Below are 25,758 nucleotides of genomic sequence, written 5' to 3'. Positions count from 1 at the left end.
GCGTCGCCCTCAGTGCTGGCCAGGACCTGACCGTTACCTCTAGCCGAATCGAAGCCGCCAACGAAGCTTACCTGGTGGCAGGCGGCAAACTGGCCCTGCTCGCTGCCGAGGACAGCGACTACTCGCTGTACGACAAGAAGAAAAAAGGCCACTTCGGCGCCAAGAAAACCAAGCACGACGAAGTCACCGACGTGACCAACATCGGCACCGAGATAAAAACCGGCGGCGACCTGCTGCTGGTCAGCGGCGGCGACCAGACCTACCAGGCCGCCAAACTCGACAGCGGCAAGGACCTGACCCTCAACAGCGGCGGCGCCATCGCCTTCGAAGGCGTGAAGGACCTGCACCAGGAAAGCCACACCAAGAGCAACAGCAACCTGGCCTGGAACAGCGCCAAGGGCAAAGGCAAGACTGACGAAACCCTGAAACAGAGTGAGCTGGTAGCGCAAGGTGAGGTGGCCATTCATGCCGTGGACGGCCTGAACATCGACGTGAAGCAGGTGAACCAGCAGACCGTGAGCCAGGCCATCGACGCGATGGTGAAGGCTGACCCGCAGTTGGCGTGGCTGAAAGATGCCGAGCAGCGCGGGGATGTGGACTGGCGGCAGGTGAAGGAGATTCATGACTCGTTCAAGTACAGCCAGTCGGGGTTGGGCGTAGGGGCGCAGTTGGCGTTGGCGATTGCACTGTCGGTCGCCCTAGGCCCTGCAGGATTAGGCTTGTCGTCGACCACTGAGATCGCTGTAGCGGGTAGTTTGGCCAGCACTCGCATCAATAGCGCCATCTCGAACAAGGGCAATCTGGGCGCTGCCGTACAAGACACGCTGAGTGCCGACAGCTTGAAAAATGCTGCTGTCGCCGGTGTCACCGCCGGGCTTATCGATTATGCCGATGCCAAGTGGTTTGCCAGTGCTGACGGTGCAGTGAATGGCGGCTCGAAGGTCATTACCGCTGGCGGAGCACAGAACCCTGGCTACGCCGCAAGCATGCTCAAACCGGAAAACTGGGCTCAGACGCTGGCGCGGAGTGGGGCGCATGCGCTCATCACCGGAGGCGTCACGACCGCCATACAGGGCGGAAGCCTCAAATCCAACCTGAGCGGAGCATTGGTTGGGGAGGGTATTGACCTTGCTGCGGCATTGGGTAACAACGCCATTCATGGGCTTGCAGACGGGCTTGGCGTTGCGCCAGCAATTGCCGAGAAAATGGTATTGCATGCGGCCTTGGGTGGGCTGATCTCCAAAGCGCGGGGAGAGGACTTTGCCAGCGGAGCAATTGCTGGCGGCGTAGCTGAAGGCCTTACGCCGATTGCAAATGCGTTATTGGCAGATTACGTCAGCACGCGCTTTGATGTCTCCGATAGGACTGTGACAGGAAGCCAGGTAAAAATCGCCACAGCGCAGATTATTGGCTTGTTGACAGCAGGTATGGCCGGCGGGAATCCTGCCACAGGTAGCCTCATTGGCGGCACTGGAGAGAAATACAACGAGCAAGGCTTCCACGATCCAACGGATTTATTTGACGAGAGTAATTCGTCAGATCAAAACACGCTGACGCCTATTAATAAGATCAAGGCTGAGGTCTCTAGCACCATCTTTAGTATACTGCTGCCTGAACTCGGGTTTGCCAGAGCCGAAGCCTTGTTTGGCGGGGCATTTGGCAAGCTGTTTGGGATGTTCAGCAAGGCCGGTGATGAAACAGCGATTGCAGGTGCCGGTGGCAGGCTTGAAGGGGCCTCTGGCAGTGCGTTGGCTGAGGGCGAGATAGGGGGTGGGGTTAAGTCAGGTGGGGCACGTGGAGGGGAATTAGAAGACCTTGCAGCTGCAGACGGTGCAAAAGGACCTTTGAGTACCTTGGACGGTGTTCCTGGTCGAGTCCAGTCTCGAGTCAACTTGGCTAATGATGGTATGGAGCACTTGGCTTCACGTCACTTGTCGGGCAAAGTAAATGCAAGCCAATTCTCTATCGGGGAGCATGAGTTGCGTGGTCTTCTGCAGAACAAAACGGTTGTGAGTACACCGGTCACACGCATGGTAGACAGTGCTGACGGCGTGCGCTATGTGCGCGAAGTTGATGTTGGACGTTCTATTGGTACGGATAAATTCAGTGGTGGACAACCAACCTCGATAATGACTGTTATGACTGATAAAATTTGGGAATCTAGTAACGGCTTTCCCAGGGGTGCTCAAATGAGTTCTCGTGAGCATGTCCGAGCGGATTTGCTGAGCTCTATGGCGTCTATGCTTTCAGGGAGCACCAATCCTCTCCTGTTAGCTGCACTTAAAGCGGCTTTTCCATGGCTGTCTTTTGCTCTGATCGTTAACTGGATTCCTGAGCAGGCCGAGGATATTTTCTGGGTGTTGATCGACTTAGATCGTATTGCGACTGTAGAAGTCTCTCGATTAAGTAGTGACTTAGCAGGCGTATCAGTCGAAGTGTTAGATTTAAATAAATATAAGGAGCGCCGCCTTTCCATTGAAAGCCGCAGAAAGCTTGAGGTCGCGATTGATCTGATGAGGGAAAATTACGCTAGCTAGAGGCTTTCTCTAGTGGTGCAAATGCAACTGGCGGTGCAGCTAGAGAGGTAGATGATCTTGCCTATACTGGAGCACCTGTTCGTCCTACACCCCAAGAATCCGAGATTGATGTTGGCGCTGATCTGGGTGCTGAAGCTCGCCCACAAGTGAGCTATAAAAATGGGCAAGAAGTCCCTTATGGGACTTCGGGTAGTGTTCGTCCAGACTGGTGTGTAGGTAACGTGTGCAGCGTTGAAGTGAAAACTATAACATCGCAAAAAATCAAAGCGGATTGATTGGCAATGTTTCCAAACAAGCCATCCAGCGAGCTGAGAATTTACCGCAGGGAATGCAGCAGCAAGTCGTTATTGATATTCGAGGGCAAGCTGTTACGCCTGTTCAGCGTGCGCAAATTGTTCGCGGGATAGTTGATAAGTCAAATGGGACAATATTTCCCTCATCCATCAGGTTTAAAGCAGAATGAAAAATGTAGGTATTCTTGCTGCAATGACAATATCTGTCTTAGGCCCAGCCTCTGACGTTGACTGTTTTTTTAAGTCAATTGTGTTTTTTCTTGAGGGCGGGAAAAGAGGAAGTAAGTATCCCTTGGTTACAGAGAGGCTTTATCGTCGCTCTTTAAGTAATAACGAATTGGCTGGGTTAAAGATGGATTTAGAGGGTGTAAGGACTGAGTTTAATAGCATTCCTGCGAGTAGCGTTGATATAAGCGCTTTCTGGGTGGACAAGGAACATACTCGTTTGATTTTAAGCGGTAATACTCTGGCTGACATATTTTCTCGCTTCTTCGAAATTATTTTTGATGCTGTCGAATGTTCAGATGTTTTTTATAAAGAGTTTGATGAGTACGTGCCTTTAAGAATCGGCTTTGCTGACGCGCCTGACTATATTTTAGATTTGAATCGTTCTGAAGATCTGTATAACTCGCTTGCTTCTGACGACTTGCCTTTTTGGCGCCGGTGATTTGCAGAAGTTCTATTTTTGTTTGGCACCGGCTTAACGCCGGTGTTTTTTCTATAAAAATAAGTAGCAAGTTTTAATGATTGGTTGTGAGTTGGATGAGGTGAATGTGTGGGTGTCAAGTTTTTATAACTTTGTTCTGGAATGGCTAAAAAGCGGTTTGAATATTATTCTGGTATCTCACCAGAGGTGCTGCTATTTTGAAGAAATTTGGATGGCCAGGATTTAAATGATGATAAATGTTGGAGATGTATTTGCTGTTGCGACCAAGAACGGAAAAGCTTACTTTCAGTTTGTGAAGAAAATCTCTCCAATGGGTTCGTTAATTCGTGTCTTACCAGGCACTTATCATGAGAAGCCAGATTTGGATGTATTGGTAGAGGAAAAAACAAATTTCTGGGTTTTTTTTCCTGTTTCCGCTGCTTTGAAAAAGGGGATTATTCAAAAAGCTAAGGTTTGTATCATTCCGGCTCATTCTCAAGAGACTCCCACATTCCGTGCTGGCGTAGTGGATTCTTCAACTGGGCGGGTAGAAACCTGGTGGTTTTGGAATGAGGAGGAAGAATGGGAGGTTGGGAAAATCACAGAAGAACAGCGAAAATTTCCTATACGGGGATCATGGAACGATACGCTGTTAGTCCAAAGGATTGAAGAAGGCTGGTCGCCAGAAAAAGATAGGCGTTAAAAGGTATGTGTGGTGGTAGCCAAAGCCTCTTCAATGTCAAAAGGCTACAAGATAATTACAGGGTACCCACACTTATGAAAAATGAACTCGTGATAATAAAAAAAATGTTTAGCGCCTATCTTCATCAGGATTTTGATCTGGAATTTGGAAATGTAGATGAGGCGATTTCTGCGTTTGCGCTTCATGCTAGTGATAGCGAGAAAAAACGTGCATTAGTCGAGCTTGACATGTTATTGAGCTCTGGGATCAATGAAGAGCAGCTAAGGGATATTATTGACGGGCTGGGTTGTTGCTATTTTTACGCTGGAGAGTGGATAGATGGGGTTTCTTGGTTGAATCATGTTTTTTTATTGTTAAAAAAATAGAGTTAAATTTTTAATATTTAGGATGGTTCATGCATCTGGAGATGCATAAGGCTGGTTTGGGTATTTACAATGGCTACGTTGTAGCATAAGCACCTGCGGATTCCTTCGCCCCCCGTCGGTATGGATCATGCTCAAGACAGAGGGTGTTAAATGACAATCACAATGAACCTTGAGATTGAGGAAGGTATATCTTTTTCGGATATATCGCGCGTGCTTTTTTTAGTAGATGCCGAGTGCAATTTTGAGAATGGCTATCTTGTAGGGAATTTTAAAAAATCTAATGCTTATTTTGTATTTAATTTGTTTGGCGAACCGGAGTCTATTGTTGCCGAAGGGGTAGATGATAATTGGATGGTAGGCATGACTGGTGCTTTTCAATGTGCCATTGAATGCTTGTCGGAATGTTCTGAGGATATCATCCTGTTCGTTGAAAAGCTTTCAAAAAATACTGATTATAAGTTCGTGCTTTCTTTTCAGTATGAAAGTCTATATGTTGTTCGTAATGGCGCTGGTATTAGTTTTTTGAAGAGCATGGTTGATTAAGAGGTATACAAAATTTATAATTAAGAGCAGGATTTTTTGTAAATATATGGCTGGCATCCATTTTAAAATATTTCTTGTGCAAAAATATTTAACTAAAATGGGTTTGACAACTGCCAGCCACTCTACATCTTGATACCCCCCACCCATCACGTATAATCCGCTGCCGCCATACGAACATGACGGCCGGGTGTGGAAGCCCGTCTGAACCAAACACAGCACCATCGTACCCCGCCGCTACCTAGCGGTGGCTGATGTTATGGTGGCTATGCGTGGGGCGCTTTCGGGCGCGCCGGTTGGTTCAGTCCCGGTCTTCCACACCCGCGCATAGCTGCCACCCTCATGTGGAAGTGAGGCCGGCGGCATTCCTTCTCTAAATGGAGCCGCGAATGACTGACCAACGTTTCAATCAACCCCTGCCCAATAGGCCCCTACTACGTATCGATGCAGACGCCTTGCTGCCTGACACCTTCCGTTATGCCGAAGAGCGATTCCGCAGGGCACGGCACCTGCTGGAGAGCGTCGAAGGCGCAGATGACTGCGACATCAGGAAAATCTCGCAGGCGGCGCTTTTGTTTTTGGATGACGGCTGCTGTGTCATGGACCTGCTTGAGAGCAGGCTCGAAGCAATCGAGCAGCCAGCGGGCTGAGCCTGGCCCCTTATCCTTTGCATTCAAGCTAGCCGAGCCTGGGACGTGCTCAGCTAGCTTGGCAGCCCTTCACCTACCAGCAATGTAGCGGCATTCACCCACGGCATCGTGTGGATGGAAAACGCCGTAGTGAACGGCCAAACCGTGCTGGTGCCGGTGGTGTACCTGGCCCAGGCCAGTGGCCGCCTTTGCCCCACGGGCGCGCTGATCGCCGGTAACGACGTAACCTTGATCGCCGGCCAAAACCCGGACAACGTGGGCACCCTCAAGGCTGCCAACAATCCTTCTGCCATAAGAGGTAACCGCCTGGCCCTGCTTGCCGGTTGTAGTGAAGGTGGCATTGGTCTACGCATCTCTGGAACCTGATGCAAAAAAAACCCACTCAGGCCTTTCCAGTCGGCCTGAGGAAAAAACATGTTCAGCCCAATAAGAAACAACCCTTCTATGGGGCATCAGTTGATACACCCCGAAGGGTGCGAACATCCATTGGCAGAAGCATACGAGCATATAAAAAACAGCATTGAAAATGATGTTTCTCCCGATGCTAAGATGGGCCGCTTGGATTTCGCTGCCATGCCCGGGCTCGTAAATTGGGCTAACCAAACGTACCCAGGCATTACACTGCATTATGCATCCAGCCCTTATGAGCTCCCTGAAAAACTGGCGAATCTTATAGGAAAAAAAGAGACTTGCGCACGGTTCGTGTGTAACCTCGCCGAGAATCAAATGCATATGTGCGCATTTGAGTAATAAGCACATGAAATCAGGGCATTCATTGATAGGGATGGAGCCTGGAAGTAGTAATAACGGTGGGCCTGCGATGATGGCATTTCGAATTGAAATGGCGCTTCAAGAGCACCTTCCTGACGCTAAGTTTGCAATGTTAGAGGTTAATCAACAGTCAACAGAATACGACTGCGGTATGTTCAGCCTCGACTACGCTGTGAAAATGAACAAGGCCGTATTGGCGTTTGAAAAATTGCACAATGATAATTGTGCAGGCACATTGCAGGGAAAAGATGCTTCCAATATTGTGCCGCATACAGAAGTAGATAAAATCCTACCTGCCATTTTTATGAAACACATACAAGGCAATCGGCGGCTGGCAGAGCTGCTGCAAACGCGCCCGGAGCTGGAAAGCACACCAGTGAACAAGCGTAACGAAACCCTTTCGCAGCGTGTGGAGCGTCACGGGGCCAGCCGTACAACCTCTTCAGGCGATACAAAAATTAGAAATGAATCCATTGCACACCAACGAGAGAAATACGTGCGCCGTGCGTTGAATCTGTGACACAGGTTGATCGCTGCCTTTAAGGCAGCGATCAACTATCACCAGATGTCCAGGGCCCGCTTTGTCATATGCCCTGGACAGGGCAGTATAGTCGCGCCCACCTGCATGCCCTTTGCTCCCAGCACATTTAATCCCTCAACCCCACAAAAAAATTACAGTTCTTTGGATCCCTGCGGATACACACTTTGCTGCTGCCTTGAAATCGCCACAGAAGCGGTCAAGGCCGCCTATTTCAGAACAGTCGGAGCATGTGTGTGAACAAGCTGCAACAGGTAGGGATAACAGGGATCACGGCCGTCGCCATCGCACTGGTCGGTGGCTGTGCCACGGAGAGTTCCAGGGCATTGCCGGTAGCCAAGGTGGAGAGCGCCAGCGTGGCCTACAGCGGCGTGCGCTACCCCATGGCGGTGGGCAAGTTCGATAACCGCTCCAGCTACATGCGGGGGATTTTTTCGGATGGCGTGGACCGGCTGGGGGGCCAGGCCAAGACCACCCTGATCACGCACCTGCAGCAAACCAACCGGTTCACCGTGCTGGACCGGGACAACATGGACGAGATTCAGCGTGAAGCGTCCATCAAGGCCACCAGCCAGCACCTCAAGGGCGCGGACTATGTGGTTACCGGCGACGTGACCGAATTTGGCCGCAAGGAAGTGGGCGACCAGCAACTGTTCGGCCTGCTGGGGCGTGGCAAATCTCAAATCGCCTACGCCAAGGTGGCCCTCAATATCGTGAACATCAGCACGTCGGAAGTGGTGTATTCCACCCAAGGGGCAGGGGAGTACCAACTCTCCAACCGCGAAGTAATCGGCTTTGGCGGTACCGCCAGCTACGACTCCACCCTCAACGGCAAGGTGCTGGACCTGGCCATGCGTGAGGCGGTGAATAACATGGTGCGCGCACTGGACAGCGGTGCCTGGAAGCCAGTGGCCAACTGATCATTTAAAAGGATGTTTACCATGTTCAAGTCTATCGGCGGGGCGCCTGTGCGCCTGTTTGCCACGGCCTGTGCCGTGGGTGTTTGCCTGGCGGGTTGCGCGCCGCAGCCTAAGCCGTTGTACCAGTGGGGCAGCTACCAGCCTGAGGTGTACGAATACTTCAAAGGCGAGCCCAAGGACGTGCAGGTCGCCAAACTCGAAGAAGACCTGCAGAAAATCCGCTCCACCAATGCTAACCCGCCACCCGGTTACCACGCTCAACTGGGCATGTTGTACGGCAGCCTGGGCAAGGACGACCAAATGGTTCAGGAACTGCGTACCGAGAAGGCGTTGTTCCCGGAGTCCGCCACCTACATGGACTTCCTGCTCAAGAACGCCCACGCCGGAGTTGCCCAATGATCGCCCGTTACCTGAAAGTCGCCGGCAGCCTGCTTGCCATCAGCCTGTTGGCAGGCTGTGCCACGCCCCCGGCCGTGGTGGACTATTCCGCCTTCAAGGAAAGCAAGCCGCGTTCGATTCTGGTGTTGCCGCCGGTCAACGAATCCCCGGATGTAAAAGCGACCTACAGCCTGCTCTCCCAGGTGACTTACCCTTTGGCGGAGTCGGGTTACTACGTGTTGCCGGTGGCCTTGGTGGACGAAACCTTCCGCAACAACGGCCTGACCAACGCCAATGACATCCAGGAAACTTCGCCGGCCAAGCTTCGGGAGATCTTCGGTGCGGACGCGGCCATGTACATCACGGTCAAGCAGTACGGCACCAGCTATGTACTGATCAGCAGCCAGACGGTGGTCACGGTTACGGCCAAACTCGTGGACCTGCGCACCGGCACCGCGTTGTGGACCGGCACAGCCTCTGCCTCCAGCGAGGAAGGCCGCAGCAACAGCGGGGGCGGGTTGATCGGCATGCTAATCACCGCAGCGGTGAAGCAGATCATCGCCGCCTCCACCGATGCAGGCCACCCCATTGCCGGTATCGCCAGCAACCGGCTGCTGTCGGCTGGGCACCCGGCGGGCTTGCTGTACGGGCCGCGGTCGCCCAAGTACGGGACTGACTAACGCCAAGGCGTAAACCTTGACCAAAGAAAAGCCCTGGCTTTTAGGCCAGGGCTTTGGGCGCCTGTCGGCACCATCGCGGGCAAGCCACGCTCCTACAAGATATTCGAGATACAGCTAGCATTCCGCCAGGCGGGTTTAACTTAACGCACCTCAACCGCCAAACTCTCAGCGATCTTGCTCTGCCATACAGCTGGCCCGGTGATATGCACGGACTCGCCCTGGCTGTCCACGGCCACGGTGACCGGCATGTCCTTCACGTCGAACTCGTAGATGGCTTCCATCCCCAGCTCTTCGAAGGCCACCACGCGTGCGCCTTTGATGGCTTGTGCCACCAGGTAGGCTGCACCGCCCACAGCCATCAGGTACACGGCCTTGTAGTCCTTGATTGCGTCGATGGCGGTAGGGCCGCGTTCGGACTTGCCGATCATGCCTAGCAGGCCGGTTTGATCAAGGATCTGCCGGGTGAACTTGTCCATGCGGGTAGCGGTGGTTGGGCCAGCAGGGCCGACCACTTCTTCGCGCACTGGGTCCACAGGGCCTACGTAGTAGATAAAGCGCCCCTTGAGGTCCACCGGCAGGGTTTCGCCCTTGTTGAGCATGTCCACCATGCGCTTGTGGGCGGCGTCCCGGCCGGTGAGCATCTTGCCGTTAAGCAGCAAGGTTTCGCCCGGCTTCCAGGTTTGCACGTCTTCGGGGGTGACGGTGTTCAGGTCCACGCGGCGGGCCGAAGGGCCGGCTTCCCACACGATCTCTGGGTAGGCGTCCAGGGGGGGCGCTTCCAGCGACGCCGGGCCGCTGCCGTCCAGCACAAAGTGTGCGTGGCGCGTGGCGGCGCAGTTGGGGATCATGCACACCGGCAGCGAGGCAGCGTGGGTGGGGTAGTCCATGATCTTCACGTCCAGCACCGTGGTCAGGCCGCCCAGGCCTTGGGCACCGATGCCCAGCTGGTTGACCTTCTCGAACAGCTCCAGGCGCATTTCTTCCAGGCGGTTCTGCGGGCCGCGGGCCTTGAGGTCGTGGATGTCGATGGGGTCCATCAACACTTCCTTGGCCATCACCGCTGCCTTTTCAGCCGTACCGCCGATACCGATGCCCAGCATGCCCGGCGGGCACCAGCCGGCGCCCATGGTGGGGACGGTTTTGAGTACCCAATCCACGATGGAATCGGACGGGTTGAGCATGGCCATTTTCGATTTGTTTTCCGAACCACCACCCTTGGCAGCCACGTCCACTTCCACGGTGTTACCGGGCACGATGGAGTAGTGGATAACGGCCGGGGTGTTGTCCTTGGTGTTCTTGCGGGCACCGGCCGGGTCGGCCAGGATCGAGGCGCGCAGTACGTTTTCCGGCAGGTTGTAGGCCCGGCGCACGCCCTCGTTGATCATGTCGTCCACGCTCATGGTGGCGCCGGCCCAGCTCACGTCCATGCCCACGCGCACGAACACGGTCACGATGCCGGTGTCCTGGCAGATGGGCCGGTGGCCAGTGGCGCACATGCGCGAGTTGATCAGGATCTGGGCAATGGAATCCCGTGCGGCTGGGGACGCCTCACGCAAATAGGCATCATTCATTGCCTGAATGAAATCGACGGGGTGGTAGTAGGAAATATACTGCAGGGCATCGGCGACACTCTGAATGAGGTCGTCTTGCTTGATCAGGGTCACGGGCGCGCTCCTCTTTGACACGGGAACATTCTAGGCACCGCGCAGGGCACGCGGGCACCTGTAAAAGGCGCGGCAGTATAACCCTCCCTGTAGCAGCCGCGCACTCGCCATTGAAGGACAGCGGGCAGTATTCGGCGATATCAACCAGCGAAGTTCTTGATCGGTTGGATGAAAATCCTGTGGTTATTTCAGGCTTGGCTCTCTAAAGTGGCACCTTGCCATAACGTGGTAAGGGATGGGATCCCTATGAGTGAGATGAGTCAGCGAGTGACCGAGCACAATCTGCAGGCGTTATTCATCAAACGGTTTCTGCTCGGGGCCAGCAGCTACCTGATGATGCTGGCATTGATCGCAGTCGCCTTCTGGGGCGGCTATTACGACGGTACGCTTCACAGTGTGGCAGTAGGCGGAGCGTTGGTGCTGCTGAGCCAGGCCGGGCTGGCAGCCCTGTTTGTGACGCGCCTGAACCGGCGCTTCACCGACCCCAGCCTCACTGAACTGCAGATCTGGATGGGCACCCTGTGGCAAACCTGGCTGCTGTACCATCTGGATAACGCCCGTGGGCCGTTTATGATGGTGTACATCGTGCCGTTGATGTTCGGGCTGTTTCACTTGCCGCGGGCGGTGTTCCTGCGCTGTGCCGGGTTGGTATGCGGCAGCTTCGCCGGGTTGGTGGGGTATGAAGCCCTCACAGGCCGGGTACAAGACCCAGGCCTGGTGGCCATCCAGGGCGCGGTGCTGTTTATTGTGCTGTTCTGGCTGTGCCTCTATTCCAACTATGTGCAGGCTTACCGGCAGCGTACGCGCCAGCGACGGTTCGCACTCAAGGCGCACCAGGAAACCTTGCGCGGCATGATGCGGCAGCTTGAAGAGCTGGCCTCCACTGACGAATTGACCGGCCTGTTCAACCGCCGTCATTTCCTGCGGCTCGCCACCCGGGAATTGCAGGCGCTGCAGCCAGGGCATAGCCATGGCCTGGCGCTGATCGACCTTGACCATTTCAAGCGCATCAACGATGTGCATGGCCATGCCGCAGGCGATGCGGTGCTACAGAGCTTTGCGCAGGTTGCCAACGCGAGTTTGCGTGAGGGTGACGTGCTGGCTCGCTACGGGGGTGAGGAGTTTGTGTTGCTGATGCTAGACACCGATGCCGACCGCCTGGCCATGTGTTGCGAGCGCCTGCGGCTGGCCTTTGCCGCCTCCCGCCCCGCAGAAGGCCAACCAGCCTCGGTCAGCCTGTGTGCCGGCATGACCTTGCTGGAAGAGGGGGATGCACTGGACGACGCCCTTCAACGCGCGGACAAAGCCCTGTACCAGGCCAAGCGTGAAGGCCGCAACCGGTGCGTGGCCGCCTGGGAACCGGCCGATGCCTGAACTCACCGTAGGTGACCAGCGCTGGCACGTACCTACCGGTACAGGCCTGTTGGAGGCGTTGAACCGCCAAGGCGTGAAGGTGCCCTCCAGCTGCCGGGCGGGGCACTGCCACACGTGCCGGGTGCGCTGTGTAACTGGCGCACCGGCCGATCACCGCCCTCATGCCTTGCCAGCCACTGAATATGCCCAAGGTTGGCGCCTGGCCTGCCAGTGCCAGGTGACCACAGACCTTGAGGTGGTGCCCTACGATGCCAAGGCCGATGGCGTAGAGGCCACTGTCAGTGACCTTCATTGGTTAAGCCCGCAGGTACTGCGCATTCGCCTGATGCCCGCCCGCCCGTTGCGCTATCAGGCAGGCCAGCATGTGGTGGTCTGGGCCCGGCCTGACGTGGCGCGGCCCTATTCCCTGGCAAGCGTGCCCGGTGCATCATCTTGGCTTGAGTTGCAGGTGCAATGCGGGCGCCCTGGGGTGTTCGTTGAGCTGGCCCGGCAGATGAAGGTGGGGGATCACGTACGGTTGGGTGAAGTACTGGGCGGGCCGCTGCACTATGACCCCGCCTGGGAAGCGCGGCCCTTGTGGTTGCTGGCCAGCGGTACCGGCCTGGCGCCTTTGTGGGCAGTATTGGGGGAAGCCCTGCGCCAGAGCCATAGCGGGCCGATACGCCTAGTGCACTTGGCGGCCCCCGGTGAACATTACCTCGAACAGGCGTTGCGGGCGTTAGCCGCCGTGCACGCCAACCTTGAGCTGGACCTGCGCGCGCCGGTGGCAGACCTTAACGACCTGCGCCCCGGCCGGAACACCATTGCGCTGGCGTGTGGCGCGCCAGCGCTGGTGGAGGCCATCGGCAAGCGGCTGTTCCTGGCCGGCTTGCCACGGGGGCAGTTGCTGACCGACACCTTCGAGAAGCGTGCCGGGTAGCGTTGCCAGTAGCAGGGTCAGTCCAGCAGTTGGGCAAATGCCTTGTCGGCCTCAAGCACCGGCGGCAGCGCATCGAACAGCAGGTCCAGGTCCACACCTTTCATCAGCTCGTCGTTAAGCTGCGCCTTGGCTTCCGGCGTAGGGCCGCCGTATTTGTGCAGGTGCTCGCTCACTTCTTCGGCCTGGGCCACCATCAGGGGCAGGGGAGAATGGCCAGGTGCCTGGTGAGGTTTGGCCTGGTAGGCAATGCCATCGAGAATCTGCTTGGGCAGGTTCCAGCGCTTGGCCAGCTCCGCGCCTACTTCCGGGTAACCAAAGCCGATTTGTACGGTTTCGTCAGCGGCATGGGCCGGGGAGGTGGTTGCACGCCGGGCGTTCAGGCGTTCGACCATCTCTGGGGCGCCAGTCTGGATCAGCAGCTCGCCAATGTTGTGCATCAGGCCAGTGGTAAAGGCCACTTCCGGGTCTTGGCCGCTTTGCTTGGCCAGCACACGGGCAATGCTGGCCACCTGAAAGCTCTTGAGCCAGAACGCCTTGAGGTTGAACGACGCTGGGGCACTGAAGGCGCCTGTTACGGCACTGGCCAGCACCAGGGTGCGCATGGTGTTGAAGCCCAGGCGCATGGCAGCGTCTTCAATGCTGGTGGACTCGCGCGCGCCCTTGAACCGGGCCGAGTTGGCCAGGCGCAGAATTTTTGCGGAAATGACAGGGTCTTTCTCGATATTGCGGGCGATGGCCTCAAGGCTCGACGAGGGGTTGTCGAACTGGGCGATCAGGTCCTGTGCCACCTTTGGAATGCTGGGTAGGCTGTGCAACTGGGCAAACAGTTTTTCGATTTCCATGGCTATCACCTTTATTACGACGATTCCCACAACGATAGGCAATTTTCACGCCTTGCGTTCGTCCTGTTTACCTTTGCAAACGTTCCACTGCGATTACAGCCAGGCGAGCCGCCTGTAATATGCATCGGCTGTAACCGCGCAACCTTGGGCGCGTTTAATGTTCTGATAAGCGCCAGCGCGCAGGCTCTGGCTTATTCGCCGCTTACAGGACACCCTGATGCCCTATCACCCGCACAGAAGAACTTTCGTTAAAAGCCTGGCTGCCTTGGGCGCCGTGGGCTACACCGGCCTGTGGCAAACGCCTGGCTGGGCAGCAGCGCCGGCTAGCGGCTTGACCGAGCTCAGCGGCGACACCTTTGACCTGGTGATTGATAAACAGCAGGTCACGCTGGGTGGAAGCGTGCGGGACGCGCTCACCATCAATGGTGGGTTGCCAGGCCCTTTGCTGCGCTGGCGCGAAGGCGACACCGTGACACTACGGGTGCACAACCGCCTGGACGAGCCCACCTCGCTGCACTGGCACGGCATTGTGCTGCCCGCCAACATGGACGGCGTACCAGGCTTGAGCTTCCACGGCATTCCACCGGGCGGTATGTACGAATATCGCTTCAAGGTTCGCCAGAGCGGCACGTACTGGTACCACAGCCATTCGGGCTTTCAGGAGCAGATCGGCGTGTACGGCCCGCTGGTGATCGAGCCGCGTGAGCCCGCGCAGCCCGCCATGCGCGAGCAGGTGATGATGCTCACCGACTGGACCGACGAAAACCCATCGCGCATTTTCGACCGGCTCAAAAAAGAGCCCGGTTACTACAACCAGAACCCGTTGACCCTCACCCGTTTTGTGCAGGACACCACTGAGCAGGGCCTAGGCAGTACCCTCAAGAACCGGTGGATGTGGGCGCGGATGCGCATGGACCCTACAGACCTGGCGGACGTGACAGGCCAGGCCTACACCTACCTGATCAACGGGCGGGCGCCAGACGATAACTTCACCGCCCTGTTTGCCCGTGGCGAACCGTTGCGGCTGCGCTTTATCAACGGTTCGGCCATGACCTACTTCGATGTACGCATTCCTGGGGTGAAAATGACCGTCGTGGCCGCCGATGGCCAGCCGGTGCAGCCGGTGAGTGTGGACGAATTTCGCATCGCCGTGGCCGAAACCCTGGACGTGATCGTGCAACCCGACGCCGAAGGGCCTTATACCGTTTTTGCCCAGGCCATGGACCGCAGCGGCTATGCCCGCGCCACCTTAGGCACGCGGCCCGGTGTGAGCGCGCCGGTGCCTGCGCTGGATAAACCGGTGATGCTGAGCATGTCGGACATGGGCATGGATCACGGCGCCATGGGCCACGGCAACATGCCAGGCATGGCCATGCCCCATCACCCCGATACTGAGCAAGGCAACCCTTTGGTAGACATGCAAGCCATGATGCCTATGGCGCGCCTGGCAGACCCAGGCATCGGCCTGCGTGACAACGGCCGTCGCGTGCTGACCTACGCAGACCTGCGCAGCACCTTCCCGGACCCGGACCCGCGCGAACCCAGCCGTACCCTGGAACTGCACCTCACTGGGCACATGGATAAATACGCCTGGGCCTTCGATGGCGTGAAGTTTTCTGATGCAGAGCCCATTCGCCTCACCTACGGCGAGCGGCTGCGCATCGTGCTGGTAAACGACACCATGATGGCCCACCCCATTCACCTGCATGGAATGTGGAGCGACCTGGAAGACGAAGCGGGGCGTTTCATGGTGCGCAAACACACCATCGATGTGCCACCCGGCACCCGGCGTAGCTACCGCGTGAGTGCGGATGCACTAGGCCGTTGGGCCTACCACTGCCACATGCTTTATCACATGGAAGCGGGCATGTTCCGCGAGGTACGCGTTGATGAATAAGCCTGCCCTGTTAGTGATGCTGAGCCTGTGCGCCGGCCCGGCCCTGGCTGCCGAAAGCATGCCTGGGATGGACCACAGCGCGATGCCAGGCATGGACCACAGTGCCATGAAAGGCATGGACCACGGCACCATGAGCCACAATGCGGCCCCGGCCCAGGCCGCACCTGCCGCCGCGCCAGCGCTACCTACGCCCACCGCCGCCGAGCGCGCCGCTGCCTTCCCGGATGTGCCCGGCCATGCATTGCAGGACAGCGACCTGCGTGCCTACTGGCTGTTTGACCGGTTGGAGTACCAGAAAGCCGATGAAGGCACGGCCCTGTCTTGGGACGCCGAAGGCTGGATTGGAGGTGACGTGGACCGCCTGTGGCTTCGCTCCCAGGGCGAACGCACCAATGGCCACACCGAGCAGGCTGAGTTGCAGGCCCTGTATGGCCATGCGGTAACACCGTGGTGGACGCTGTTGGGGGGTGTGCGTCAGGATTTCAAACCCGAAAGCCCGCAAACCTGGGCCGCGTTCGGTGTACAGGGCGAACCCCTGGCAGACCTGGACACCGAAGCGACGTTCTACCTGGGTGAAAACCACCAAACGTCGCTACGGCTTGAGGGCGAGTACGACCTGGCCATTACTAGCTCGCTCGTGCTCCAGCCTCGCATGGAAGCCAACTTCTTCAGCCGTAACGACCCGGTGCGCCAGCAGGGCAGCGGCTTGTCCACCCTTGAAGCCGGCCTGCGGCTGCGCTACGAAATCATGCCTGAAATCGCGCCTTACATCGGTGTGAACTGGACCAAAAGTTACGGCCGTACCCTGGACTATGCCCGGGAAGAAGGCGACGACGCCGAAGAAGCACGCTTGGTGGTGGGCGTGCGGCTTTGGTACTAAGCCCGTTTCCCGGGCTTTGCCCGGTCCAACAGGTTAATGCGCTGGTTGTGTAGGAGCAGGGGCACCCTGCGAACAAGCCCCTGTGTAATCAGTGTTTGGTCTTCAACTCGTAATAGGTCACACGGCCACCTTCAGTGGCATAACCGGTATGGTCCAGCGTGTAGTTGCCCGCCTTGAAGAAGAATGAATAGGGCTGCCATTTGTTGTCCAGGGTCACCTGGGTGGCAACGCCATTGATAATGGCCGTGACTTCCCCAGTGTTAATCATCTTGATGTCGTAGGTGAAAGGCTGGCCCAAGGGCACGTTTTTCAAGGTGTAGATGATCGGGGACTTGTCATCGCCCGGCTTCTTGCGCCAAGTGATGTCGACGTTGCCTACGCCCTTGGCATAGCGGTATTGAAGCTTGAGCAACGGGGATTCGGCATCCTTGGCATGGATCTGAGCCACTACCACCTTGCCTTCGGACGGCACTTGGTTCACGGCCACCTTGCCACTGATTTCGTTGGTGCCACTGTTGTATTTCCAATTGCGCTGGCTACCGCTTTTGTTCACCTCGCGCATCTCACTGCGCGGGAAGTGGCTGCTGCCCGATTGCGCACCAGTCACAGGGGCCCACAGCACAAGGCCGCTGCCGTTGTTCTGGAAGTAAGGGTTGGTAAAGGTGCTCAGCTGCTTGGCAGCCACTTCCTGAGCGGGGGTGCCAATGGGGAGAATCAAGTCCCAAACACTTAAGTCGATCATGGTAGACATCCGTAATAGGTCAGCAGGTGGCCCTGTCCGATCCTGAGCGAGCGGGGAGGGCGATACCCTGCTATCTGCCGCGATCGATTGCCCTTGAACGCCGTTCAGCGGGTGGGCAAAGTGCCATTTACCTCGGTAATACAAGGGAGTAATAGCCCGCTTGCCTGATTAGTTCGGGTATACGGGCCTTCAGGTTTTTGGTGCTACCCGCCCGCACCGGCTGTCCATCACCTAACTGTTATGTTCAGGTAAGAGGAAAATACAGATGTCGAATGTTGCATTGGTTGTAGGCGCCAGCGGTATCGTGGGCAGTGCCATTACCGACCTGCTGATCAACGAAGGCTGGCAGGTGGCAGGGCTGGCGCGCACGCCCCAGGCCCGAGAGGGCTTCACCCCCGTCGCGGCCAATTTGATGGACCCAGCCGACCTGGCCAAGGCCCTGGCCGGGCTTGCGCCTACCCATGTGTTTATCACCACCTGGTCGCGCCAGGCCACGGAAGCAGAGAACATCAAGGTCAACGCAGCCATGGTGCGCAACGTGCTGGACGCGCTGCGCCCCGCAGGCAGCGTTCGTCACGTGGCATTGGTAACTGGCCTTAAGCATTACTTGGGGCCATTCGAAGCCTACGGCAAAGGCACCCTGCCGCAGACGCCGTTCCGTGAATCGCAGCCCCGCCTGGATGTGGACAACTTCTACTATGCCCAGGAAGACGAAGTGTTCACGGCCGCCGAGCGTGATGGCTTCACGTGGAGCGTGCACCGCCCGCACACCATTACCGGCGTTGCTGTGGGCAATGCCATGAACATGGCGACCACTCTGGCGGTGTACGCCAGCCTGTGCCGCCACACCGGCCGGCCTTTCCGTTTTCCAGGCTCGGCCGCGCAGTGGAACAGCCTCACGGACATGACCGACGCACGGCAGCTGGCGCGGCAGCTGCTCTGGGCTGCCACCACACCGGCCGCTGCTAACGAAGCCTTCAACATCGTTAATGGCGACGTGTTCCGCTGGAGCTGGATGTGGTCCCAACTGGCCGAATGGTTCGGCGTGGAAGCGGCGCCCTATGACGGTACGGCGGTGCCGTTGGAAGAGCAGATGGCCAATGATGCACCGGTGTGGAAAGCCTTGGCTGAGGAGCAGGGGCTGGCTGAAACGGACATCACTCGTCTGGTTTCGCCGTGGCACACCGACGCCGACCTGGGCCGGCCTATCGAGGTGGTCACAGACATGTCCAAGAGCCGCCAACTGGGCTTCCTGTCCTATCAAGCCAGTGATGCGGCCTTCTTCGAGGTGTTCGAACGGCTGCGCAAACTCAAGCTGATCCCTTGAGGCGGCTGGCCAGGCGTCGGCCCTAGCCCAGCGCCTGGCTCAACAAGGCAAACTGGCACACGCCTTCACGGGGCTGCGGCACGGGCCCTGTGGTCATTTGAGCGACCGTGCCTACCTGTACCAGCCCCTGCTGTGCCAACACGCTTGCCAACCCGCAGGTGCTGGGAATGTCCACACGTACGAACCGCCCCGGCACCGTGCCTAGCAACGCCAGCACCAGCGCCTTGGCCTGTTCCTCATCCTGAGCAATGACCGGGCCTAGGCCCAGGTCGCGGCCAAAGGGGCGCAGCAGTGCGAACGCGTGCAACTGACCCTGCTGTTCAATTCCTACACCCTGAACCACCGTAGGCAAAACGTCAGCCAGCACGTGCTGGCGGTCCAGGCCACTGCCCGCCGCCGCCAGGGTTAGCAGTCGAGGGGTATCGGCCGGTGTGAGCGCACGGCAATGGTCGTCCATTTTTACAGACTCAGGCGCCAGGCCCTGCCACTGCGCCACATGCCCATAGGTTGTGAACCCCATACGCTCATAAAGCCGGGCGCCTTCTTCAGTGGCATTGAGCAGCGCCGTGCGTGGGCCTAGGGTGCCCAGTACCTGATTCATCAGCTGGCGGCCAATGCCTTTGCCTTGGTGGGCAGCGCTTACGATCACCAAGCCAATGGTAGAAAACGCGCCTTGATGGCACGCAAACGCCGTTCCAATCACCTCGCCGTTGCACTCAGCCACAACGCCTTCTGCACAGCGCTGCAGCATGGCCCAGTCTTCCTGCCGATGGGCCCAGCCCAATGCCCTGGACAATGTGTAGGCAGCCGGCACGTCAGCGGCGTTCAGGGTGCGAAGGCTCAGAACGTGTGGTGTGGTTTGCGGCATTACGGGGCTCTGTTCATAAGGGACGGCTTGAGAAGGTACAACTGCACTTGACGCTAAACAACGGGTGAATTATTTAGCGCCCCATTGTCTGAGCTTCAATAGCGCACACGCGGCTACCCGTTCTGTATGCGCGAACAAGCCGTCGCTCGACCCCAGCCAGGAAAGATGCATGAAACTAAGCAAGAAGCGTGTCAAACCTTTTGGTTTGAAGGACATCACCATTGTCGATGACGCCAAGATGCGTAAGGCAATCACCGCCGCTGCCTTGGGCAACGCCATGGAATGGTTCGATTTTGGCGTATACGGCTTTGTAGCCTATGTACTGGGCAAGGTGTTCTTCCCCAGCGCAGACCCAAGTGTGCAGATGGTCGCCGCGCTGGCAACCTTCTCTGTGCCCTTCCTGATACGCCCCTTGGGTGGCCTGTTCTTCGGTGCCATGGGGGACCGCTATGGTCGGCAGAAGGTGCTGGCGGCCACTATTGTGATCATGTCGCTGAGCACCTTTGCCATTGGCTTGATCCCGTCCTATGCCTCCATTGGCATCTGGGCGCCCATCTTGCTGCTGCTGGCCAAGATGGCCCAAGGTTTCTCGGTAGGGGGCGAGTACACGGGTGCCTCCATCTTCGTGGCTGAATACGCGCCTGACCGTAAGCGCGGGTTCCTGGGCAGTTGGCTGGACTTCGGCTCCATTGCCGGTTTTGTGTTCGGTGCGGGTGTGGTGGTCGCCATTTCCACCGTGTTGGGTGAAGACAAGTTCCAGGAGTGGGGCTGGCGCCTGCCGTTCTTCCTAGCCTTGCCGCTGGGCCTGCTTGGCCTGTACCTGCGTAATGCATTGGAAGAAACGCCAGCATTCCAGCAGCACGTGGAGAAGCTGGAGCAGGGTGACCGAGAAGGGCTGGCCGATGGCCCGAAGGTGTCGTTCAAGGAAGTGGCCACCAAATACTGGCGCAGCCTGATCACCTGCGTGGGCGTGGTGGTTGCCACTAACGTGACCTATTACATGCTGCTCACTTACATGCCCAGCTACCTGTCCCATAACCTGCACTATAGCGAAGACCGCGGCGTGCTGATCATTATCGCAATCATGGTGGGCATGCTGTTCGTGCAGCCGCTGATTGGGCGGCTCAGTGACAAGATTGGCCGCAAGCCCTTTATTGTCTGCGGCAGTATCGCGTTGTTCTGCCTGGCGATTCCGGCCTTCATGCTCATTACCAGTGGCAAGCTGGGGCTTATCTTCGCTGGCCTGCTGATACTGGCCGTGGTGCTGAACTTCTTTATCGGCGTGATGGCTTCCACATTGCCAGCCATGTTCCCCACCCACATCCGCTACAGTGCGTTGGCCAGCGCCTTCAATATTTCGGTACTGATCGCCGGCCTTACCCCCACGCTGGCTGCCTGGCTGGTGGAAACCACCAATAACCTGTACATGCCCGCCTACTACCTGATGGTGGTGGCAGTAATTGGCCTGGTAACGGGCATTACCATGAAAGAAACCGCCAACAAGCCCTTGCGCGGCGCCGCACCCACAGCGTCGGACCTGGACGAAGCCAAGGAGCTGCTGCAGGAACACCATGACAACATCGAGCAGAAGATCGAGGACATCGATCAACAGCTCAAGGAACTGCAGGCCAAGCGAGACCTGCTGGTGCAACAGCACCCTCGTATCGACTGAGCCTGAGCATCGCCGATTGGTGAATGCCGGCAGCAGTGCTGCCGCATTCACCAATCGGCCCTGAGGTATCAGGTGCTCGAGCCTCCGGCGTGCGCCAGCGCTCGGCGAGGCTGCCTTAGCTTCATCACCCCCGCATGCAGCAGTGGCACGAACAACAGCGTGAGCACTGTTGCGCTGAGCATCCCACCAAACACGGCAGTGCCGATGGCACGTTGGCTGGCTGAACCCGCGCCGCTGGCGAATACCAAGGGCAGCACCCCCATCATGAAGGCCAAGGAGGTCATCACAATGGGCCGCAGGCGCATGCGTGCAGCGCTTATCAGTGCTTGGTTAACAGGCTGGCCTTGATGAATCAACGCTTGCGCCACTTCTACGATCAGGATGGCATTCTTGGCTGAAAGGCCGATTACCGTGACCACGCCCACTTTGAAATACAGGTCATTGGGCAGCCCTGACACGGTGGTGGCCAGGAAGGCGCCCAGTACGCCTAAAGGGATGGCCAGGATAACGCTGAGCGGCGTGACCCAGCTTTCGTACAGGGCAGCCAGGCACAGGAATACGATAAGAATGGACAGCCCGAACAGCATTGGCACCTGCTGGCCGGATACCTGTTCCTGATAACTCTGCCCGGACCATTCATAGCCAAAACCTGCCGGCAAACGCGCTACCAGGCCGGCAAGGGCGGCCATGGCTTGGCTGGAGCTGTAGCCGGGTGCGGCGCTGCCGCTCAGGGCCATAGAGGCAAAACCGTTGTAGCGGTCAACGCTGAGTGCGTCTTGGGTCCAATGCAGGCTCACGAAGCTGGCCAGCGGCACCATATCTCCGCTGCTGTTACGCACGCGGACCTGCAACAAGCTGTCCGGCTGCTGGCGATCTTCGCCCCGCGCCTGCACCAGAATCCGCCGCACCTGGTTGTCATGAATGAAGTCGCCCACATAGTGTGAGCCATACAGGGTAGCCAGGGTCTGGTTGATCTCATCCAAGGTAATACCCATGCTCTGGGCCTTTTGCCGGTCTATGCTCACGCGCAATTGCGGCACACTGCCTTGGCCTGAAAACTCCACGTTGGCCAGCGCTGGCTCATGGGCAGCCCAGGCAAGCAGTTGCTCCCCAGCAGCCGCCAAGGCTTGCGGGCCAAGGCCGGCACGGTCTTGCAACTCAAGCTCGATACCTTCGCTATTTCCCAGGCCATTGATCGGTGGTGGGCGAAGCGCCTTTATCAAGGCGGTAGGGTAGGTGGCGGTGCCAGACGCGAAGTGGTCGTTCAGGCGTTTTATCATGGCCTGCACCTGCTGGTCGGCCCCTTGCCGCTGGGCCCAGTCCTGCAACTCTGGCCAGGCCATGGCGGTGTTCTGGCCATCGCCAAAGTAACTGAACCCCTGCATGGCGAAAATATGCTTCACGCCAGGCATCTGGCGAAGGTAAGCCTGCACCTCGTCCAGCACGCCCCGTGTGGCCGCCTGAGTGGAGCCGGTAGGAAGCTGGATGACCACCGCAAACCGGCCTTCGTCTTCGTTGGGGAGGAACCCTCCTGCCAGGCGCACAAACAACACGACCAGCACCCCGGCCAAGGCCACGTACAAGGTTAGAAAACGCAAGGGGCGCTTGAGCACACCACCTAGGGCGTTTGCATAGCCAGAGGAGAACCGTTCGCCCAAACGCGCCAGTGCCCCAGCGGTGTGTGCGGAGCGATCCACAGGCTTGAGAAACGACGCGCAAAGGGCAGGCGTAAGGGTAAGCGCCAAGTAGGCGGACAAGGCCATGGGGGCGGCAAGGGCCACGGAGAACTGCCGGTAAATGGCACCCGTGGCGCCGTCCAGGAAGGCCATGGGCAGGAATACCGTGGTCAGCACCAGGGTAATGGCGACGATCGCGCCGCTGATTTGGCCCATGGCCTTGCGCGTGGCGTCACGGGGCGGCAAGCCTTCCTCCCGCATGATGCGCTCTACGTTCTCCACCACCACGATAGCGTCGTCGACCAGGATGCCGATGGCCAATACCATGCCGAACAAGGTGAGCACATTGAGGGAAAACCCCATGGCCCACATCACGCCGCAGGTACCTGCCAGTGCAATAGGTACGACCAGTGCTGGCACCAGGGTCGCACGAATGCTGCCCAGGAACAGCCACATCACCAGGAACACCAGTACCAGCGCTTCCACCAAGGTGTAACCGACTTTTTTCAAAGACAGTTTCACAAAGGCAGAGCCGTCGTAGGCCGTGTGCAGGTGCGTACCAGGGGGCAACTGGGGGGCCAGCGCAGCCAATGCCGCTTTCACTCGGTCGGCCGTAGCCAAGGCATTGGCGCTTGCCGCCAGCTTGATGGACATTACCGCGCTAGCCTGGCCGTTGTAGAACCCCGGGTAATCGTAGTTGCTGGCGCCCAGCTCCACCTGGGCGACATCAGCCACCCGCAGTGCCGAGCCGTCGCTGTTCACACGCAAGGCGATGTTACCGAACGCCTGGGGCGTTTCCAGCCGCTCCTCGACTACAAGCGGGGCGGTGAGGGCCGTGCTGGCCGGGGCTGGGGCGCCGCCCACTGATCCTAGGGGAATGCGCTGGTTCTGAAGGGAAATGGCGTTTACCAGTTCCGTGCTGGTCACGCCCATTGCGGTCAACTTGTGCACATTGGGCCATATGCGCATGGCGTATTCGGCGCTCCACAGGCTCACCTGCCCCACGCCTTCCTGGCGTAGCAGCACAGGCCGCACCAAGGTAGACGCCAGATCGCCCAAGTGGGCATCGGTGACCTGAGCATTGTCGGCCGTCAGCAACACATACAGCAACGAACTCTGGCTGCTTTGCTCTACTGAAATACCTTGCCGGCGCACGGTTTCAGGCAGCCGCTCCTCGACGCGCTTGAGGCGGTTCTGCACTTCTACGGCTGCCAACTGCGTGTTGGTGCCCGGTTCGAGTAGTACGTTGATGCTTGCCATGCCTTCGATACTGCTGGAGTTGAACGACAGCAGGCCTGGAATGCCGCTCAGTTCTCGCTCGATCACCGACGTAACCGTACGGGCTATCACCTGTGGCGAGGCACCAGGGTAGTAGGCTTCGATACCCACCCTGGGGGGCGCCACATTGGGGTAGCGCTCCACCGCCAGGCGAGACGCCGCAAAGCCGCCGCTCAACAGAATGAGCAGTGCCAGTACCCAGGCCATGACAGGCCGATCGATAAAGAATGCGGACATGACTTCCTCAGGGGTTGCTCACCGCCACCGATGCTGGGGGTGCCTTGAGCGCTACGGGCTGGCCATCGCTCAGTGCAGCGCCATCGAGAATGACCCGTTCGCCGCCAAGCAGGCCGGCCTCCACGCGCCATTGTGTGCCTTCCAGTGCGTCGGCCTTCACGCTTACCTGGTGGGCCACACCGTCGCGCTCGACCATTACATAAGCCCCCTCGGCCCCCCGAGCCAATGCACGCTGTGGCACTAGCACCGTGTGAGGCGCCTGGGGGCGCGCCACTTCAACCTGAACATACATGCCGGGCAACAGCAGGCGATCCGGGTTAGGCACCACGGCGCGCAGGGTGACCGTGTCGGTTTTAGGGTCCACAGCAGAGTCCTGGAATTCAAGAATGCCCTTGGCAGGGTATCGGGAGCCGTTTGCCAGTATCAGGCCCACCTCACGCCCGGCCTGGGGGTTGTCCACCTGCTGCTGGCGTAGCGCAAGAAACGCCGACACGGGTTCAGAGAAATCAACGTACAAAGGGTCGATCTGCTCCACCGTGGTCAGCACGGTGCCTTCATTCTGGCCTACCATGGCGCCTTCGCTGACATCGGCCTTGCGGGTGCGCCCGGCAATGGGTGCCGTCACGTCGGCGTACACGCGCCGCAGCTGTGCGCTACGCACCTTGGCCAGGGCTGATTCCTCCAAGGCGCGTGCCTGTTTTGCCGCGAAGAAATCCTTGCGGTACTGCTGGGTGCTGATGGACTGGTCTGCGATCAACTGCCGGGAGCGTTGCGCGATGTCTTCAGCGGCGTCTGCCGCGGCCTTGGCCTGGGAAAGCTCGGCCTGGGCCGCTGCCAGGTCCACGTCAAGCTGGGCGGGGTCGATCCGGAACAGCAATTGCCCTGCCTGTACTTCTTGCCCTTCGGTATACACCCGCTTGTGCACGATCCCTTCCACGCGTGCGCGCACCTGGGCACGGCGATAGGGCTCCAGGCGGCCTGGCAACAGGGCAGTAGCCGCCGTGGCCGAAGGTGCGGCGATGACCACGTCGACCACGGGTAGCGACGCCGAAGGCGGAGCGTCCGCAGGGCGGCAGCCTGACGCCATCGCACAGGCAGCGAGTACGGTGAGGAAGGCCTGCAAGGAGGTACGTACGAAGGGCATGGAGGGCTCGGGTGTTCCGTTGTGCCAAGGCACCGGAGCTTACACGACCCCGGTTGGCTTTTTGCGCGATTGGTACGTGATGAAACCAAAGAAAGCACGTAATGCTATTACCGATTGTTACGTGCCCATAAGGCCAGGCTTAACACGCAGCCTGTTCCCTTCCAGGCCGCTCCGTTGTGCGATGTGTTGCATACATTGCGCGGCGCGAAGGCTCCCT

Annotated in this window: 23 protein-coding genes and 1 pseudogene; 18 read left to right on the top strand and 6 right to left on the bottom strand. The window is 58.2% G+C overall.

The features are described 5' to 3' along the window. The 12 genes and pseudogenes from HBH25_RS23025 to HBH25_RS13925 form a co-directional block, all read left to right on the top strand. The coding region (locus HBH25_RS23025) for a DUF637 domain-containing protein (RefSeq protein WP_178088966.1) at window positions 1-2,537 on the top strand (2,537 nt) is incomplete at its 5' end. Between the two features lie 459 nt (window positions 2,538-2,996). Beyond that, complete coding sequence (locus HBH25_RS13975) at window positions 2,997-3,497, top strand: Imm70 family immunity protein (RefSeq protein WP_168084517.1); 501 nt, start codon at window positions 2,997-2,999, stop codon at window positions 3,495-3,497. Between the two features lie 226 nt (window positions 3,498-3,723). Continuing rightward, window positions 3,724-4,179, top strand: a complete 456-nt coding sequence (locus HBH25_RS13970; protein WP_218585494.1) for a hypothetical protein — start codon at window positions 3,724-3,726, stop codon at window positions 4,177-4,179. 74 nt (window positions 4,180-4,253) lie between these two features. Next, complete coding sequence (locus tag HBH25_RS13965; RefSeq protein ID WP_168084516.1) at window positions 4,254-4,544, top strand: contact-dependent growth inhibition system immunity protein; 291 nt, start codon at window positions 4,254-4,256, stop codon at window positions 4,542-4,544. Window positions 4,545-4,706: 162 nt separating this feature from the next. Further along, window positions 4,707-5,087 (top strand): hypothetical protein, encoded by a 381-nt coding sequence (locus HBH25_RS13960; RefSeq protein WP_168084515.1) that lies wholly within the window; start codon window positions 4,707-4,709, stop codon window positions 5,085-5,087. Window positions 5,088-5,473: 386 nt separating this feature from the next. Beyond that, the gene (locus HBH25_RS13955) at window positions 5,474-5,734 is read left to right on the top strand and encodes a hypothetical protein (protein ID WP_168084514.1); all 261 of its coding nucleotides are present in this window, start codon (window positions 5,474-5,476) and stop codon (window positions 5,732-5,734) included. A 57-nt stretch (window positions 5,735-5,791) separates the two neighbouring features. Next, a pseudogene (locus HBH25_RS13950) lies at window positions 5,792-6,073 on the top strand (hemagglutinin repeat-containing protein); the annotation flags it as partial. Between the two features lie 75 nt (window positions 6,074-6,148). Continuing rightward, window positions 6,149-6,484 (top strand): YopJ family acetyltransferase, encoded by a 336-nt coding sequence (locus tag HBH25_RS23520; RefSeq protein ID WP_168084513.1) that lies wholly within the window; start codon window positions 6,149-6,151, stop codon window positions 6,482-6,484. 7 nt (window positions 6,485-6,491) lie between these two features. Then, window positions 6,492-7,025: a YopJ family acetyltransferase gene (locus tag HBH25_RS13940; protein WP_168084512.1), complete on the top strand. Its 534-nt coding sequence runs from the start codon at window positions 6,492-6,494 to the stop codon at window positions 7,023-7,025. Window positions 7,026-7,279: 254 nt separating this feature from the next. Then, entirely contained in the window at window positions 7,280-7,963 is a 684-nt protein-coding gene (locus tag HBH25_RS13935; RefSeq protein ID WP_343041545.1) for a CsgG/HfaB family protein, read from the top strand. A 21-nt stretch (window positions 7,964-7,984) separates the two neighbouring features. Beyond that, on the top strand, window positions 7,985-8,362 hold the full coding sequence (locus tag HBH25_RS13930; RefSeq protein WP_229631900.1) for a DUF4810 domain-containing protein: 378 nt from the start codon (window positions 7,985-7,987) through the stop codon (window positions 8,360-8,362). Beyond that, window positions 8,359-9,021, top strand: a complete 663-nt coding sequence (locus tag HBH25_RS13925; protein ID WP_168084510.1) for a DUF799 domain-containing protein — start codon at window positions 8,359-8,361, stop codon at window positions 9,019-9,021. The genes HBH25_RS13930 and HBH25_RS13925 overlap by 4 nt, the downstream gene beginning before the upstream one ends. A 140-nt stretch (window positions 9,022-9,161) precedes the next feature. Here HBH25_RS13925 and HBH25_RS13920 read toward each other — a convergent pair whose 3' ends face one another. Beyond that, entirely contained in the window at window positions 9,162-10,685 is a 1,524-nt protein-coding gene (locus HBH25_RS13920; protein WP_168084509.1) for a fumarate hydratase, read from the bottom strand. A 267-nt stretch (window positions 10,686-10,952) separates the two neighbouring features. On the opposite strand from HBH25_RS13920, the gene HBH25_RS13915 reads away from it, so the two are divergent. Both HBH25_RS13915 and HBH25_RS13910 read left to right on the top strand, forming a co-directional pair. Continuing rightward, a complete protein-coding gene (locus HBH25_RS13915; RefSeq protein ID WP_168084528.1) occupies window positions 10,953-12,059 on the top strand; it encodes a GGDEF domain-containing protein in 1,107 nt (368 codons plus the stop codon). Then, window positions 12,052-12,978 (top strand): iron-sulfur-binding ferredoxin reductase, encoded by a 927-nt coding sequence (locus HBH25_RS13910; protein WP_168084508.1) that lies wholly within the window; start codon window positions 12,052-12,054, stop codon window positions 12,976-12,978. The genes HBH25_RS13915 and HBH25_RS13910 overlap by 8 nt, the downstream gene beginning before the upstream one ends. A 17-nt stretch (window positions 12,979-12,995) precedes the next feature. Here the strand turns inward: HBH25_RS13910 and HBH25_RS13905 are convergent, their stop codons facing one another. Further along, window positions 12,996-13,820: an HDOD domain-containing protein gene (locus HBH25_RS13905; RefSeq protein WP_168084507.1), complete on the bottom strand. Its 825-nt coding sequence runs from the start codon at window positions 13,818-13,820 to the stop codon at window positions 12,996-12,998. A gap of 217 nt (window positions 13,821-14,037) precedes the next feature. On the opposite strand from HBH25_RS13905, the gene HBH25_RS13900 reads away from it, so the two are divergent. Together HBH25_RS13900 and HBH25_RS13895 are read left to right on the top strand one after the other, a co-directional pair. Further along, entirely contained in the window at window positions 14,038-15,717 is a 1,680-nt protein-coding gene (locus HBH25_RS13900) for a copper resistance system multicopper oxidase (protein WP_168084506.1), read from the top strand. After that, the gene (locus HBH25_RS13895) at window positions 15,710-16,597 is read left to right on the top strand and encodes a copper resistance protein B (RefSeq protein WP_168084505.1); all 888 of its coding nucleotides are present in this window, start codon (window positions 15,710-15,712) and stop codon (window positions 16,595-16,597) included. The genes HBH25_RS13900 and HBH25_RS13895 overlap by 8 nt, the downstream gene beginning before the upstream one ends. A gap of 88 nt (window positions 16,598-16,685) precedes the next feature. Here HBH25_RS13895 and HBH25_RS13890 read toward each other — a convergent pair whose 3' ends face one another. Then, on the bottom strand, window positions 16,686-17,339 hold the full coding sequence (locus HBH25_RS13890; RefSeq protein WP_168084504.1) for a polysaccharide lyase family 7 protein: 654 nt from the start codon (window positions 17,337-17,339) through the stop codon (window positions 16,686-16,688). Window positions 17,340-17,604: 265 nt separating this feature from the next. Here HBH25_RS13890 and HBH25_RS13885 point away from each other — a divergent pair, with 265 nt between their 5' ends. Next, window positions 17,605-18,666 (top strand): SDR family oxidoreductase, encoded by a 1,062-nt coding sequence (locus HBH25_RS13885; protein WP_168084503.1) that lies wholly within the window; start codon window positions 17,605-17,607, stop codon window positions 18,664-18,666. Between the two features lie 22 nt (window positions 18,667-18,688). Here HBH25_RS13885 and HBH25_RS13880 read toward each other — a convergent pair whose 3' ends face one another. Continuing rightward, on the bottom strand, window positions 18,689-19,534 hold the full coding sequence (locus HBH25_RS13880; RefSeq protein ID WP_168084502.1) for a GNAT family N-acetyltransferase: 846 nt from the start codon (window positions 19,532-19,534) through the stop codon (window positions 18,689-18,691). A gap of 169 nt (window positions 19,535-19,703) precedes the next feature. Between HBH25_RS13880 and proP the strand changes: the two genes are divergently transcribed. Next, the gene (gene proP / locus HBH25_RS13875) at window positions 19,704-21,206 is read left to right on the top strand and encodes a glycine betaine/L-proline transporter ProP (RefSeq protein WP_168084501.1); all 1,503 of its coding nucleotides are present in this window, start codon (window positions 19,704-19,706) and stop codon (window positions 21,204-21,206) included. Window positions 21,207-21,274: 68 nt separating this feature from the next. On the opposite strand, the gene HBH25_RS13870 is transcribed toward proP, so the two are convergent. Beyond that, a complete protein-coding gene (locus HBH25_RS13870) occupies window positions 21,275-24,397 on the bottom strand; it encodes a multidrug efflux RND transporter permease subunit (RefSeq protein ID WP_168084500.1) in 3,123 nt (1,040 codons plus the stop codon). A gap of 7 nt (window positions 24,398-24,404) precedes the next feature. Beyond that, window positions 24,405-25,541, bottom strand: coding sequence for an efflux RND transporter periplasmic adaptor subunit (locus HBH25_RS13865; RefSeq protein ID WP_168084499.1), 1,137 nt, complete (start codon window positions 25,539-25,541; stop codon window positions 24,405-24,407). Window positions 25,542-25,758: the final 217 nt, after the last annotated feature.

The sequence above is a fragment of the Pseudomonas quercus genome (genome assembly GCF_012033695.1).
GTDB classification, from domain to species: domain Bacteria; phylum Pseudomonadota; class Gammaproteobacteria; order Pseudomonadales; family Pseudomonadaceae; genus Aquipseudomonas; species Aquipseudomonas quercus.
This window is presented reverse-complemented; position numbering and strand designations above follow the sequence as displayed.

Coding starts and splice junctions, on each gene's coding strand:
- HBH25_RS13905 (WP_168084507.1), bottom strand. CDS start 13,820: ATGGAAATCGAAAAACTGTTTGCCCAGTTGCACAGCCTACCCAGCATT.
- HBH25_RS13930 (WP_229631900.1), top strand. CDS start 7,985: ATGTTCAAGTCTATCGGCGGGGCGCCTGTGCGCCTGTTTGCCACGGCC.
- HBH25_RS13890 (WP_168084504.1), bottom strand. CDS start 17,339: ATGATCGACTTAAGTGTTTGGGACTTGATTCTCCCCATTGGCACCCCC.
- HBH25_RS13900 (WP_168084506.1), top strand. CDS start 14,038: ATGCCCTATCACCCGCACAGAAGAACTTTCGTTAAAAGCCTGGCTGCC.
- HBH25_RS13925 (WP_168084510.1), top strand. CDS start 8,359: ATGATCGCCCGTTACCTGAAAGTCGCCGGCAGCCTGCTTGCCATCAGC.
- HBH25_RS13895 (WP_168084505.1), top strand. CDS start 15,710: ATGAATAAGCCTGCCCTGTTAGTGATGCTGAGCCTGTGCGCCGGCCCG.
- HBH25_RS13955 (WP_168084514.1), top strand. CDS start 5,474: ATGACTGACCAACGTTTCAATCAACCCCTGCCCAATAGGCCCCTACTA.
- HBH25_RS13870 (WP_168084500.1), bottom strand. CDS start 24,397: ATGTCCGCATTCTTTATCGATCGGCCTGTCATGGCCTGGGTACTGGCA.
- proP (WP_168084501.1), top strand. CDS start 19,704: ATGAAACTAAGCAAGAAGCGTGTCAAACCTTTTGGTTTGAAGGACATC.
- HBH25_RS13880 (WP_168084502.1), bottom strand. CDS start 19,534: ATGCCGCAAACCACACCACACGTTCTGAGCCTTCGCACCCTGAACGCC.
- HBH25_RS23520 (WP_168084513.1), top strand. CDS start 6,149: ATGTTCAGCCCAATAAGAAACAACCCTTCTATGGGGCATCAGTTGATA.
- HBH25_RS13975 (WP_168084517.1), top strand. CDS start 2,997: ATGAAAAATGTAGGTATTCTTGCTGCAATGACAATATCTGTCTTAGGC.
- HBH25_RS13960 (WP_168084515.1), top strand. CDS start 4,707: ATGAACCTTGAGATTGAGGAAGGTATATCTTTTTCGGATATATCGCGC.
- HBH25_RS13865 (WP_168084499.1), bottom strand. CDS start 25,541: ATGCCCTTCGTACGTACCTCCTTGCAGGCCTTCCTCACCGTACTCGCT.
- HBH25_RS13885 (WP_168084503.1), top strand. CDS start 17,605: ATGTCGAATGTTGCATTGGTTGTAGGCGCCAGCGGTATCGTGGGCAGT.
- HBH25_RS13910 (WP_168084508.1), top strand. CDS start 12,052: ATGCCTGAACTCACCGTAGGTGACCAGCGCTGGCACGTACCTACCGGT.
- HBH25_RS13970 (WP_218585494.1), top strand. CDS start 3,724: ATGATGATAAATGTTGGAGATGTATTTGCTGTTGCGACCAAGAACGGA.
- HBH25_RS13940 (WP_168084512.1), top strand. CDS start 6,492: ATGAAATCAGGGCATTCATTGATAGGGATGGAGCCTGGAAGTAGTAAT.
- HBH25_RS13965 (WP_168084516.1), top strand. CDS start 4,254: ATGAAAAATGAACTCGTGATAATAAAAAAAATGTTTAGCGCCTATCTT.